The organism is Sorangium sp. So ce394, assembly GCF_051474665.1.
Lineage (GTDB): Bacteria > Myxococcota_A > Polyangia > Polyangiales > Polyangiaceae > Sorangium > Sorangium cellulosum_D.
The window spans coordinates 2,064,165-2,076,681 of sequence record NZ_CP150339.1 but is presented as its reverse complement, the minus strand read 5'-3'; the positions used below and the strand labels follow the sequence as shown (position 1 = coordinate 2,076,681).

Annotated in this window: 9 protein-coding genes; 1 reads left to right on the top strand and 8 read right to left on the bottom strand. The window is 74.0% G+C overall.

The window, feature by feature from the left end; translation table 11 throughout:
- Positions 1-5: 5 nt before the first annotated feature.
- The 3 genes from WMF33_RS07620 to WMF33_RS07610 form a co-directional block, all read right to left on the bottom strand.
- Positions 6-779 (bottom strand): ribonuclease HI, encoded by a 774-nt coding sequence (locus WMF33_RS07620; protein ID WP_437336512.1) that lies wholly within the window; start codon positions 777-779, stop codon positions 6-8.
- Between the two features lie 259 nt (positions 780-1,038).
- Positions 1,039-3,156 (bottom strand): DUF4215 domain-containing protein, encoded by a 2,118-nt coding sequence (locus tag WMF33_RS07615; protein ID WP_437336511.1) that lies wholly within the window; start codon positions 3,154-3,156, stop codon positions 1,039-1,041.
- A 256-nt stretch (positions 3,157-3,412) separates the two neighbouring features.
- Positions 3,413-3,847: a hypothetical protein gene (locus WMF33_RS07610; protein ID WP_437336510.1), complete on the bottom strand. Its 435-nt coding sequence runs from the start codon at positions 3,845-3,847 to the stop codon at positions 3,413-3,415.
- Between the two features lie 524 nt (positions 3,848-4,371).
- Here WMF33_RS07610 and WMF33_RS07605 point away from each other — a divergent pair.
- On the top strand, positions 4,372-4,839 hold the full coding sequence (locus WMF33_RS07605) for a hypothetical protein (protein ID WP_437336509.1): 468 nt from the start codon (positions 4,372-4,374) through the stop codon (positions 4,837-4,839).
- 49 nt (positions 4,840-4,888) lie between these two features.
- Here the strand turns inward: WMF33_RS07605 and WMF33_RS07600 are convergent, their stop codons facing one another.
- The 5 genes from WMF33_RS07600 to WMF33_RS07580 all read right to left on the bottom strand — a co-directional run bounded on the left by WMF33_RS07600 (position 4,889) and on the right by WMF33_RS07580 (position 12,453).
- Positions 4,889-5,449 (bottom strand): lysophospholipid acyltransferase family protein, encoded by a 561-nt coding sequence (locus WMF33_RS07600; RefSeq protein WP_437336508.1) that lies wholly within the window; start codon positions 5,447-5,449, stop codon positions 4,889-4,891.
- Positions 5,450-5,751: 302 nt separating this feature from the next.
- The gene (locus tag WMF33_RS07595) at positions 5,752-7,200 is read right to left on the bottom strand and encodes a GuaB1 family IMP dehydrogenase-related protein (RefSeq protein WP_437336507.1); all 1,449 of its coding nucleotides are present in this window, start codon (positions 7,198-7,200) and stop codon (positions 5,752-5,754) included.
- Between the two features lie 55 nt (positions 7,201-7,255).
- Positions 7,256-8,581 (bottom strand): glycosyltransferase, encoded by a 1,326-nt coding sequence (locus WMF33_RS07590; protein WP_437336506.1) that lies wholly within the window; start codon positions 8,579-8,581, stop codon positions 7,256-7,258.
- Between the two features lie 42 nt (positions 8,582-8,623).
- On the bottom strand, positions 8,624-9,820 hold the full coding sequence (locus WMF33_RS07585; RefSeq protein WP_437336505.1) for a glycosyltransferase family 4 protein: 1,197 nt from the start codon (positions 9,818-9,820) through the stop codon (positions 8,624-8,626).
- Positions 9,817-12,453: an efflux RND transporter permease subunit gene (locus WMF33_RS07580; RefSeq protein WP_437336504.1), complete on the bottom strand. Its 2,637-nt coding sequence runs from the start codon at positions 12,451-12,453 to the stop codon at positions 9,817-9,819. The genes WMF33_RS07585 and WMF33_RS07580 overlap by 4 nt, the downstream gene beginning before the upstream one ends.
- Positions 12,454-12,517 lie beyond the last annotated feature (64 nt).

Sequence of the window (12,517 nt, the reverse complement as noted above, 5' to 3'; positions counted from 1 at the left end):
CGCGCTCAGCCAGAGCCGGCAGCGCCGGGGTACACCGTCCGCCGGGACGCGCGCTCGCGGACGGCCTCGCGCGCGAGCGCGTCGGCGCGCTCGTTGAGCAGCACGCCCGCGTGCCCTGGAACGTAAACAAGGCGCGCGCGCGGCCGCGCCGCGAGCGCGTCGCGCAGCGAGGCGATGAGCTCGGCGTTCGCCTTGGCCTTCCACCCCTTCTGGAGCACGCCGATCGAGTACTGGCTGTCGGTGTGGATGACGATGGGCCGCTCCGGCTGGTCCACCTCCTCGAGCGACCGGAGGATCGCGGTCAGCTCCGCGATGTTGTTGGTCGCGGTGCCGAGGTACTCGCTGCGCTCGATCCGCCGGCCGCCGTCGATGATCACCACGCCGAGGCCCGCGGGCCCAGGGTTCCCCGAGCACGCGCCGTCGGCGTAGACGATGACGGCCCCCTCCGGGACAGGCGCCGCGGCGGTCGCCCCTCGCGCCGGCGCCTTGCGCTGCCCGCGCGCCGCCCCGGCCGGCGCCGGAGCGCCTGCGCCCCCTGCCCCGTCGGGCTGTTCGCCGGCGCGCGCCTTCACGACCGCCTCGGCCGGACCGCAGGTGTCGTCGGGCAGCACCTTCGGGTCGACGATGGTCAGGTTGTCCAGGCGGGCCTTGTACCTGCGGCCGTCGTTCGGCTTGTAGCGGATCTCGACGCCGCCCCCTTCCTCCGCGGTCAGGGCGCCGGCGGCATCGGCGCGGGCGTAGACGGTTTGACCTCGAAGCGATGCGCGAACCCAGGGCACGCGCGCACCCTGGCATGAATCGCGGGCCGGCGGTACGGGAGACCCGGCCAGCCGAGCGCGGACGATCGGACCGGACGGGCGAGGCCGGGCGCGGCCGGGCGCGGCCGGGCAACCAACGGCTGCAGCGCGGTGCGAGCCACGCGGCGATCCGCGCGAGCAGCAGCTTCGTGCAGACGGTCCACGCGTCGATCAGCCGGAATAGTTAATATGCCTAACTAAATTTATTGAGCGGGTCCTCGATGCGCTCGCCGCGGCATGGTCACCGCTCGATGCAGAGGGCGATGGACCACGAGTTCAGCCTGCCGGAGTCGGACCCGGCGTCGTCCCCGACCCGGAGCGTCCACGTGCCGCTCGCCGGCCGGGACAGGAACGCCGCGAACGAGGCCTCCGGGCGGAAGCACCCGCGGAACGGCGCCACGCCCGCCGTGACCGGGGTCCTGCACCCCATGTCGAAGAGGGTCCCGCGGTAGTCGTCGCCGGAGCCCCCGTTGTCGCTCGAGACATCGACCCTCGTCCCCGCCGGAGAGGCGAGCGAGATGTCGACGTCCGCGTCGAACGAGTGCGCGATATCGACCTCGAGCGTCACGCGCCGCACCGCGCCGCTCGCGCCGACCGCAAGGACGCTGGCGGCGACCGCGCGATCCGTGACCGTCTTGGGCACGTCCGTGGACGACTCCACCCACAGCACCTGCCCCGGCGAGCAGCCGCCCACGCCGCCATCGCAGCCGGTCGCGCAGTCCGGGTCGTCGCAATCCGTCTCGCCGTCGAGGTCGTTGTCCTCCGCGTCCCCGCAGTTGCGCTCGCTCGAGTAGGTACACACGCTCGGCGTGCCCCGGCACGTGTACCTCGCCTCCACGACGCAGCTCGCGCTGCATCCGTCGCCGCTCGCCGTGTTGGCGTCGTCGCAGCCCTCGACGCCGGCCCGCACGAACCCGTCGCCGCACCGCGCGACGCGGCACGTGATGGGGCAGCCGTCGGTGCTGTCGGTGTCGCCGTCGTCGCACTCCTCGCCGGACCGGATCGCGCCGTCGCCGCACCCTTCGCGGAGGCACCCGGGGCTGCACCCGTCGCCGGCGTTCCGGTTGCCGTCGTCGCACGCCTCGACGCCGGTGCGCACGAACCCGTCGCCGCACGCGGCCGCCGCGCAGCCGGCCGGGCAGGCGTCGGTGTCGCTGGCGTTGGCGTCGTCGCACGCCTCGACGCCGGCCTGCACGAACCCGTCGCCGCACGAGGCCGCCTCGCACGTCGTGAGGCACGCGTCGGTGTTGCTCGCGTTGCCGTCGTCGCACGCCTCGCCGGCGGCGTTGACGACCCCGTCGCCGCACGCGGGCGGCGCGCACGTCCCCGCCGCGCTGCAGACGTGGCTCAGGCAATCGCGCCCGATCGCGCAGCGCATGCCGGCGGCGCACCCGACGCACGCCGGCCCGCCGCAGTCGATGTCCGTCTCCGCGCCGTTCCGCGCGACGTCGGTGCACGACGGGAGGCACGTCGTCCCCGAGCACCGGCCGCCGAGGCAATCGCCGTCCGCCGCGCACGCCTTGCCGGTGGCGCACGGCGGGCACGCCGACCCGCCGCAGTCGACGTCGGTCTCCGCCCCGTTCGTCGCGCCGTCGGTGCACGAGGACGCCCTGCAGCTCCCGTCCCTGCAGATCCCGCTCCGACAGTCCGCGTCGGCGAGGCACGCCGCCGCGTCCGGGCACGGCACGCACGCGGAGCCCCCGCAGTCGACGTCGGTCTCCGCCCCGTTCGTCGCGCCGTCGCCGCAATCGGGCGCCACGCACCTGTTCCCGACGCAGACGTTGCTCAGGCAATCGCCCGGGGCGAGGCACTCGACGCAGGCGCCATTTCCGTCGCAATAGCGCCCTCCGGACGGATCGGCCCCGCCGCACACCGTGGTGGCCGGGGCCGGCGGGTTCTCCGGCGCGCCGGCGACGCAGACGTCGGCCGAGCACGGGTCTCCATCGGAGAAGACGTCCTGCTCGTCCTCGATCTCGATCACGGCGCCCTGCCCGTCGCAGACGCTCTTCTTGCAGTCGCCCGGCACCTGCTCGGCCACGGGCTTTCCCCGCGGCGCCGGGTCGAGGCCGCACCGGCCGCCCTCGCAGGTGCGCCGCCGACACGCGCCGTCGACCCCGGGGCAATCCGCCGCCACGCTGCACGGCGCCCCGCCCGCTCCGCTTTCGCCGCCCGCTCCGCTTTCGCCGCCCTCGCCGCTTCCGCCGGCCCCGCCGCCCTCGCCGCTCCCGCCGCCGGCCCCCGAGCCCGACGGCTCCCGGGGCTGATCGCAGCCGGCGGCCGTGATGGCAGCGGCGATGACGAGCGGCGGCAGGACCCTCGTGAACGGAGCGCTTCTGAAGAGGTCCGCTGGCACTGGCACCTCGATCTCCTCCGCGGCTCGCGGGAACGGCGATGTCCCTTCAAGGCCCGATCCGAGCCTGACGGACTCGCGCGGTCGATCGTCAGCGCACTAGACTGATATGGAATCGAGAGGACGCCAGCGGCCAGACGGCTCAGGAGAGGCCTTATCCAGGGACGTCGCCCGGGACGTCGCATCGGGGGTCCGCGCGGCGCGCGGCGCTCCACTCCCGTCGCGATCCGCGCGGGCGCCAGGCGGCGCCCGTCGAGGGAGATCGCTAGTACTCGACGTCCTGCTTGAAGACGAGCTCCGAAGAGGGCGATTCGGGATTGGGGTTCTGCTCGAGGCTGATGACGAGCTCGAACCGGGTGAGCGGCACGCTCACGTCCTTGAGCTTGCCGGTGCGGGCATCGGCGTCGAAGTTGAGCGCGCCGACCCGCTGCCAGGGGGAGTCGCTGTCCGGGCGCGCCCAGACGACGTAGGCGGAGCTGCTCGAATCGAGGCGCTCGGGCGGCGGGAGGTTCTTCGCGCTGATGTCGAGGCGGGTCATGGCCGCGTCGAAATTGACGTCGGCCACGATCACGGCGTCGGCGCCCGGCGCTTTCCCTATGCCCTGCGGCGTGTAGCGCAGCGGGCCGCCGCAGCCCGCCATCATCGCGCACGCAAACGCCACGACAGCGAGCCGCAGCACCTTGGAAACATATCCTCTCATCTCGGTCGCTCCTCCTTCGTCGCTCTTTTGCGGGCGAAGACGCCTCGCGAGCCGCCGGCACCGGCCGGCGGCCGAGACCGCGGCGGCATCATAGCCGCTTTCGACGGCACCGACGGCGCTCGCCGATGCATCTCGGCGGCCGGACGCGCTGGACGAGCCGGCGGACCCGCTGCGCGGAGCCCCTGGCTCCGCCGCCGCGCCCCCCTGGCTCCGCTCCGCCGCCGCGCGCGCTTCGTCCGCGGCCCCGCCGCCGCGCGCGCTTCGTCCGCGGCCCCGCCGCCGCGCGCGCTTCGTCCGCGGCCCCGCCGCCGCGCGCGCTTCGTCCGCGGCCCCGCCGCCGCGCGCGCCCCGCGGACCCCTCGCGCTCCGCCGGGCCCACCGCGACCGCGGGGCCCGCCCGCCGGGCAGGCGGCGCTCGGCCGCGAGCACGACGCCGGCGGCCGATCCCCGGGATCGGCGAGCGGCGCGGTGCGGACGGATCGCATGGCGAAGCGCCGGCTATCGACTAAAGTCTCGAATTCGAGATGGATTTGGCACACACGCGGCTCGGAGCGCGGGGCGATCGCTGGTCGACCTCGAGGGGGGTCCTGGACATCCGCACGCCCGCGTCCGACGTCGTGACGCGGCGTTTCGAGGGGTACGCGACGCTCGATCTCATCGAGCCGGCGGTCAGGCACCTGGAGACCCTGATCGACTCGGGCCTGCACCCGATCGTGTTCGACGATTTCGAGCTCGGCGCCGGCTACGACAGCGACGTCCGGGCCAAGCTCACGGCGTGGCACCTGCGGAACCCCGGCAAGCTGAAGGAGGTCCACGTCCTCGTGAAGCCGGGGCTCGTCGCCATGGGCGTCACGGTCGCCAACCTCGCCACGGGCGGCCGCTTCAACGTCTACACCGACCGCTCGGCGTTCGAGTGGGCGCTCGCGGGCGTGCTGACCGCGAGGATCACGTCGGGGCCCGCCTCGTCGGCGCGCGTGCCGTCCCTGCGCTGACGAGCGCCCCCGGCGGCGCGCGAACGACCCGCGCGCCGCCGACCCGCGCTCACGGGTGCTGCGCGACCCCGTTCGCCGGGACGTTCCGCGGGCCGAGCGTGATCTCGCTCATCCGGCTCGCGTGCTTTCCCTCGATGCCCTCATAGTACCGGCGAATCGCCGCGATATCGGCCTCGATGTCGCCCGTCGGGTAGAAGACGTGGAGGATCCCGCCGCGCTTCCTGGGGAAATCGAGGTATCCGAGGATGATCGGCACGCCGGCGCCGAGCGCCACATAATAGAAGCCCGTCTTCCAGCGCTTCGTGCGCGAGCGCGTCCCCTCGGGCGCGATGATCAGCTTGAGCTCGTCGTGCTGCTTCAGCACGTCGACCACGGCCGCGACGAGGTTGTTGCGGTCGCGGCGGTCGACGGGGATGCCGCCGAGCCACCGGAAGAAAGGGCCGAACGGCGGCTCGAAGAGCGTGTGCTTGCCGAGCCAGGAGAACTCGAGGTCGAGCACGTAGCTCACCGCGAGCGTGAACGGGAAATCCCAGTTCGAGGTGTGGGGCCAGGCGATCAGCACCGCCTTCGGCGGCAGATCCGTCACGCCCTCGACGCGCCAGCCGAACACGGACAGCCATGTGTGGCCGATGAACCGGCGAATGGCGCGGCGGGTGGCTGAAAGACGCGGTGCAGCGGCGCTCGGCATGGACGACCTCGACGGTAAGCAGCCGGAGATTCGTCGCGAGCCGGGTGGAAGTCACGTCACGCTTCCGTCATCCCGCGCCGCGTGCATCCCGCGCTGCGCCGCGCCGCTCGCATGTGCAGCGCGGCGCGCGCACGGCGCTACGCGCCTCTACGACCGTGACGGAGCGCCGCGCGCGGCGCGCTCATCGCCGCGCGCGGCGCGCTCACCGCCGCTCATCCGCGCGCTCACCGCCGCTCTAGCCCGTGCGGCTTGCCCTCGCCGTAGCCGGCCAGCGTCTGCACGCCGATGACGGCCTTGTCGTGGAGCTCGTCGAGGTTCGCCGCGCCGGCGTAGGTGCACGCCGACTGCACGCCGGTGATCATCTCGATGAGGATGGCGCCGACGCTCTCGCGGCCCTCGTGGATGTAGATGCGCGACGTCGAGATGCCCTCGCGGAAGAAGACCTTCTTGGCGCGCTCGAACGGGTCGAGATCGGCGGTGCGCTCGCTGACGGCGCGGGCGCTCGCCATGCCGTAGTTCTCCTTGTAGAGCAGCCCCTCGCGGTCCTCCATCACGTCGCCCGGGCTCTCGTAGGTGCCGGCGAGGGTCGTCCCGACCATGACGCGCGAGGCGCCGGCGGCGAGGTAGAGCGCCACGTCGCGCGGGTGGCGGACGCCGCCGTCGGCCCAGACGCGCTTGCCGTGGCGGCTGGCCTCGCGGGCGCACACGAGCACCGAGGAGAACGTCGGCCGGCCGGCGCCGGTCTGCATGCGCGTCGTGCACATGGCGCCGGGGCCGACGTTCACCTTCACGATGTCGGCGCCCGCCTCGATGAGGTCGCGCGTGCCCTCCGCCGTGCAGACGTTGCCGGCCACGAGCGGGACGGCGTCGCCGATCGTCCTCCGCACCGCGCGGACCGCCTCGATCATGCGCCGCTGGTGGCCGTGCGCGGTGTCGAGCACGATCGCGGAGACGCCGATCTCGAGCAGACGCGCGGCGCTCTGGGCCGCCTGCGCGGAGATGCCGATCGCCGCCGCGACCATGAGCTCGCCGCGGGCGTCGAGCGTCGGCCGGAGCAGCTCCAGGCGCACGGCGTCGTCGCGGGTCAGCACGCCGTGGAGCCGGCCCTCCTGGTCGAGCACGGGCACCGCCTTCACGCGCGCGTCCTCCATCAGGAGGAACGCCGTGCGGTTCGGCGTGCCCGCCGGGATGGTGATGAGGCGCGACGACATGAGCGCGGACGCGGGCGTGTACTGGTCGCGGTCGCGCAGGTCGGCGTGGGTGACGATGCCGATGGGGCGGCGCTCGTCATCGACCACGACCACCATGTCGTGCGACCGCTTCCGGATGATGCCGTGCACGTCGCGGAGCGTCGCCCGCGGCGAGACCGAGAGCGGCGTGTCGTACCGCGGGTCGGCGCGCTTGATGTGGCCGACGATGCGCTCGACCGTGTCGAGATCCATGTCCTGCGGGAGCACGCCGAGGCCGCCGAAGCGGGCCATCGTCTCGGCCATCCGCTTGCCGGTGACCGCGTTCATGTTCGCCGAGACGATCGGGTGCGAGCCGCCGGGGAAGTCCGTGGGGCGGAGGTCGGTGTCGAGGCGGGAGCCGCCGGCGAAGTACCCGGGGGTCAGGAACACGTCTTCGAGGGCGAGCTCCAGCGACTCGTCACGCTCGGGGTGGAGAAAGCGCATGCACAGCTCCGATCCAGGGTGATGGCGCCGCGAAGGCGGCGCGGCGCGCCGCAGTCTAGTGCTTGCCGGCGGCGCGAGGCGCGTCGGCGAGGACGCGGTCGAGGATCGCGGCGATCCGGGCGGCCGCGGCCTCGGACGAGAGGTCCGGGGGCGGCGGGGCGGGCTCCGGGAGGGCGCCCGTCTCGCGGAAGCGCGCGAGGTGGCGCGCGAGCGCCGCGGCGAGGCCGTCGACGTCGTCGGGCGGCACGCGCGCGTTGTCGCTCCGGTGCGCGAGCAGCTCGTCGATCTCGGGGTTCGCCGCGGCGCTGACGATCGGCATGCCCGACGCGGCGTAGTCGTAGGTCTTCGCGGCGATCCGCAGCACGACGCGCGGGCCCACCAGGGTGAGCAGCACGTGCGCCCGCCGCAGCTCGGCCATCACGTCGCGCTGCGGGATCGGCGGCAGGATCTCGATGTACGGGGTGAGCCCGAGCCGCTCGAAGCGGTCGCGATCGTAGGCGGACGTCCGGCCGATCTGCCGCAGGACGACGTCGCCAGGGGCGAGCCGCTCGCGATCGATCAGCCGCCGCAGCGCGGCCCCGATCGCGTCGGCCGAGGTCTCCTCGCGCAGCGTGCCGAGGTGGAGGATGACGAAAGAGCGCGGCGGCTCCGGCGCGGGGGCCGGCGCGTACAGCGCGAGATCGAAGTGGTTGCGCACGAACGACGACTTCGTCGCGAGCTCGGGGAACCGCGCGCGGTAGGCCTCGAGCGCGTTCCTCGTGTTGAGGATCACGTGGTCGGCGCCCGCGAGCCAGCGGCGCTCGAGGCGCGGCACGAGGGCGCGCCGCGCCCGCTCGGCCAGGCCGGACGGGGGGCCGTTGCCGGTCTCGTGCAGCGACCACGGATCGCGCAGGTCGAAGATGAGCGGCACGCCGAGCGCGCGCTTCACGTGGAGGCCCACCGGGCACGCGGAGAACGGGCCGGCGCTCACCACGACGGCCTGCGCGCCGGCGCGGCGGGCGAGCGCGACGGCCACACGCGCGGCGTGGGGCGCGTGCGGGGTGCAGCGATCGGTGAGCGCCCGGAACGGGCGGAGCCCCACGAGCGGGCCCCCGGGCCCCGGCCGGCGCGGCAAGCGCGCGCGCAGGGCGGCGAACGCGGCCTCCGCGGCGAGCATGGCCGGGTCGAGGAACGCATCGGCGACCTCCACCTCGGGCGGCAGCGCCGCGAGGAGGCCGTCGTCGCGCGCGTCCCCGGGGAAGGTCCCGGACAGGACCACGGGGCGGAAGCCGTGGCGCGGCAGGTGCCGCGCGAGCTTCACCCAGCGGAACGCGCCCACGCTCGTCTGGGGCGCGAAATAGGGCGAGATCAACAGGAACGGGCGCACGGTCGCGGGCTCCATCGCAACGATCCAGGCGCTCGGGCGCTCCGGCGCTCCGGCCGCTCAGCCATCGCGCCCGCCGCCGGCGCGCCCGCCCTGGCCGCGGCCGAGCAGGTCCGCGTACAGCGCGAAGAGCGCGTCGAAGTGCTCGTCGCTCGCGGGCAGCCGCTCGCCCGCGGCGCGGGCCGCCGCGGCGCGCTCGGCCCGGGGGCGCTCCAGCACCCGCTCGATCGCGGCGGCGACCTCGGCGGCCGGGGCGCGCGGCGGGTACGCCTCCGCGGCGCCGGGGCTCACGAAGTCCATGGCCGCGCCGGCCGCGGGGACGACCAGCGGCAGGCCCGAGCAGAGCGCCTCGCCCAGCACGAAGCCGAACGTCTCGGCGGCGCCCCCGTGGACGAACACGTCGGCGCTGGCGAGCAGCGCCGCGTACGTGGCGCGGTCCTTCGCGAAGCCGAGGAAGCTCACCTGCGGCAGGCCGGCCGCGCGCCGCTCGAGCCGCGCCCGCTCGGGCCCGTCGCCCAGCACCGCCAGCGCCACCGGGCGCCGCGCCGCGAGCTCCCGCGCGGCGTCGATCACGAGCGCGACCCGCTTCTCGACGGCGAGCCGGCACGCGACGAGCAGCAGCGCCGCCGAGGGGTCGTCCGCGAACCGCCCGAGCAGGCTCCTCCGCAGCGCGGCGTCGGCGCGCGAGGGGTCGAACGACTCGCGGCGCACGCCGAACGTGACGCGGTGGACGCGCTCGCAGCCGTGCGCGCGGAGCTGTTCGGCGATGAACGTCCCCGGCGCGATCGTCGCGTCGAACCGCCGCGACAGGGCCCGCGGCCAGGCGAACAGCGCGCCCTCCAGGGCGCGGGCGACCGCGCGCGGGCGCAGCCGGTCGAGCAGCGGCGCGGCGTACGTGCTGATCTGGTCGGAGTGGTACACGAACGTGCGGAGCGGGATCCCGCGCGCGGTCGCCGCGACGAGCGCGGCCGTGTACGGCGCGCTCGCCTGCAGCACGTCGGGCGCCTCGCGGCGGATGATCGCGCGGACCGCGCCGAGCCGGAGGAGGGCGTGGTACGTCGGGTCGTAGGGCATCGGCGGGCCGGCCACCCGCACGATGCGCCCCTGCTCGAGCGGCACCACCTCGTCGCGCGGCCCGGGCGCCACGACGACCACCTCGTGGCCGCGCCGGCTCCCCTGGCGCACGAGCTCCTCGAGGTACGACCGCACGCCGCCCCCGCGTGACGAGAAGAACTCCGCGACGTCGAGGATCTTCACGAGTGGTGGCTCCCTCTCCAGAGCAGGCCGCCCTTCCAGGCGCGCTTGAGCGCCCCGGCGCGGTTCATCACGTGGAGCAGCGCCGGCAGGACCAGGAGCGCGGTCGCCACGCACGCGATCTCGCCGCTCACCGCGACCCAGCCGAACGAGTTCAGTGCCTGGTTGTCGGCGAAGACGAGCGACCCGTAGCCCAGCACGGTCGTGTAGCTGCAGAGCGCCACCGGCCCGGCCGAGCGCTTCAGCGCGAGCGCCACGTCGCCGCCGAGCAGGCGCGCGCGATCGAAGACGTTGAACGGGTACTCGCAGCCGATGCCGAAGGTGATCGGGAGCGCGATGAAGTTCAGGAAGTTGATCTTCACGTCGAGCATGGCCATCGCGACCGCCGTCGCGAGCACGCCGAGCACGAGGGCCGACAGCACCGAGAACGCGCCCATCAGGCTGCCGGTCGCGAGCACCACGACGAAGGTGACGGCCAGGAACGACGCCGCCGTCGCCAGCGGGCCGTCGCGCTCCATCGACCGGATCATCTCGGCGAAGACCGTCGGCCGGCTCGCCGTGACCACGTGCGTCCCGTCGGGGAGGACCACGTTGCCGGTCGTGTTCGCCATCCGGAGGAGGTTCTTGCCGTTCGAGAACGAGACGTTGTTCTTGTACTTCACGTAGAACACCGTACCCACGACCCCGTTGTTCTCCTCGAACCGCCGCCGGATGAGGTCGGGCAGATCGTGGGGCGTGATCACGCGCAGGGACTCCGGCGGCCGCATGCTCTGGACGCGCTCCCGATCCTCCGGGGACAGCGACTTCAGCACGCGCGGGGTCAGCCGGTCGCGGATCCGCCCCAGGATCTCGAGCTTCTGGCGCTGCTCCTCGGGCGAGCCGGGCAGGACGTCCGCGATGGTCGCGACGTCGGCCACGAGCTTGCCCTCCGGGTCCTTCGCGTCGTTCGCCAGGATCTGCGCCTTGATGGCCGGCACCTGCTCGGGGGTGTCCGCCAGCATCATCGCGCCCGCGACGTTCATCTTGCCGCCGAACACCTCGGACGCCTTGAGCGACCAGCTCCCCGCGCCCTTCTCCCGCGAGCTCTTCGAGCCGAGGCGCGCGAAGTTGTACTCCCACGGGTCCTTCACGTACGCGGGGAGCTTCCACGCCGAGAGGATCAGGATGAGCGGCGCCACGGCGAGGATCACGACCGGCCAGCGCCTCGTGACCCGGGCGAGCAGCCGCGCCCCGGGCCCGGCGGTGCCCTCGTCCGAGACGCGCGGCGCCGGATCGCGCAGCCAGCGCGGGAGCCTCGCCTGGATGCGCTCGATGGCGACGAGCGTCGCCGGCACGAGCGGCACGATGGACGCCCAGACCATGAGCATCCCGACGAAGCCGATCGTGCCGAACTGGCTGAACCCCCGGAAGTGCGTGATCGTGAGCGAGCCGTACGCGATCGCCGCCACGCACGCCCCGACGAGCTCGGCCCGGAACGCGTTGACGACCGCCTCGCGCCGCGCCTCGTCCGCCGCCATGCCGCGCGCGCGGAAGTCGCGGTACCGGGACAGGAGCACGATCGGGTAGTTGACGCCGTTGCCGACGATGATCGCCCCGAGGAACGCGCCGACCGTGTTCACGTAGCCGTACGTCGCCGTCGCGAACGCGTACCCGGCGCTCGCGCCGAACGCCGTGGGCAGGGCGATCACGATCAGCGACCAGGGCGAGCGGTAATAGAGCGCCACGCCGCCGAGGATCAGCGCGAGGGCGATGACCGTGGCCCACACCGCCTCGCTCACGAGCGACTTCTGCTCGGCGATCGCGTTCGGGATGTCGCCGGCGTACCCGACCTGCATGGCCGGGTGGAACTTCGCCGGCTCGAGGCGCCCGACGAGCGCGGTCACCTCGTCGAAGAGCTGGGCCGCGCTGCGATCGCCCATCCCGGCGCTCCGCGAGACGATGCGGATCGCGACCATGCGCCCGTCGGGCGTGGAGAAGTAGCCGCTCGGGAACTCGTCGATCTTCTTGAGCCGCCGCTGGAGCTCCGCCCACGTGTCGTCGAGCGACAGGCCCTTCTTCGCCGGCGCGCCCGCCGCCTGGCCCTGGCTGGCGGCGCCGCTCGCGCCGCCGCCCTCGCCCGCGTCGAGGTCGTCGATGAGGCCGCTGCGGAGCGCGATCTCGAGCTCGATCGCCTCGTCCGCCTGCTCGAGCTCCCGGACGCCCGCGTAGAGCCACTTGTTCTCGTCGAAGAAGCGGCGCACGTCCTTGGTGCCGGTCTCCACGTAGCGGATGAGCGACGCGGACCCGCACGCGCTCCGGCACGCGTCGTCCGCGCACGCCGCGAGGCAGGCCGCGCGCCGCCGGAGCGGCTCCTCCAGCTGCTCCGAGAGCGCGTCGATGAACCGCTCGTTCGCGCCGCGATCCGGCGACTCGGCGATCACGATGAGCTGCGCGCCGCCGTCCACGCGCTTGGCCTGGCGCTCGTAGGCCATGAACGCCGGGCTGTCGCTCGGCAGGAGCTCGCGGAGCTCCGTGCGCAGCTCGAGCCGCGAAGCGTAACCCCATAGCCCTGCCATGGCGGCGATCGCCAGGCCGATCACGAGCCAGGGACGGCGCCCGCTGAAGTCGACGAGCGCCCCGATCATCCTGAGGAGCATGCGAAAGACACCTCGAGCCGGCGCCGCGCGGAGGGCGGCGCCGGGCCGGTCTTACCACGCGCGC

Bases quoted from the DNA above. Each gene is read 5' to 3' on its own strand.
- WMF33_RS07605 (WP_437336509.1), top strand. From the start codon at position 4,372: ATGGATTTGGCACACACGCGGCTCGGAGCGCGGGGCGATCGCTGGTCG.
- WMF33_RS07590 (WP_437336506.1), bottom strand. From the start codon at position 8,581: ATGGAGCCCGCGACCGTGCGCCCGTTCCTGTTGATCTCGCCCTATTTC.
- WMF33_RS07580 (WP_437336504.1), bottom strand. From the start codon at position 12,453: ATGCTCCTCAGGATGATCGGGGCGCTCGTCGACTTCAGCGGGCGCCGT.
- WMF33_RS07610 (WP_437336510.1), bottom strand. From the start codon at position 3,847: ATGAGAGGATATGTTTCCAAGGTGCTGCGGCTCGCTGTCGTGGCGTTT.
- WMF33_RS07595 (WP_437336507.1), bottom strand. From the start codon at position 7,200: ATGCGCTTTCTCCACCCCGAGCGTGACGAGTCGCTGGAGCTCGCCCTC.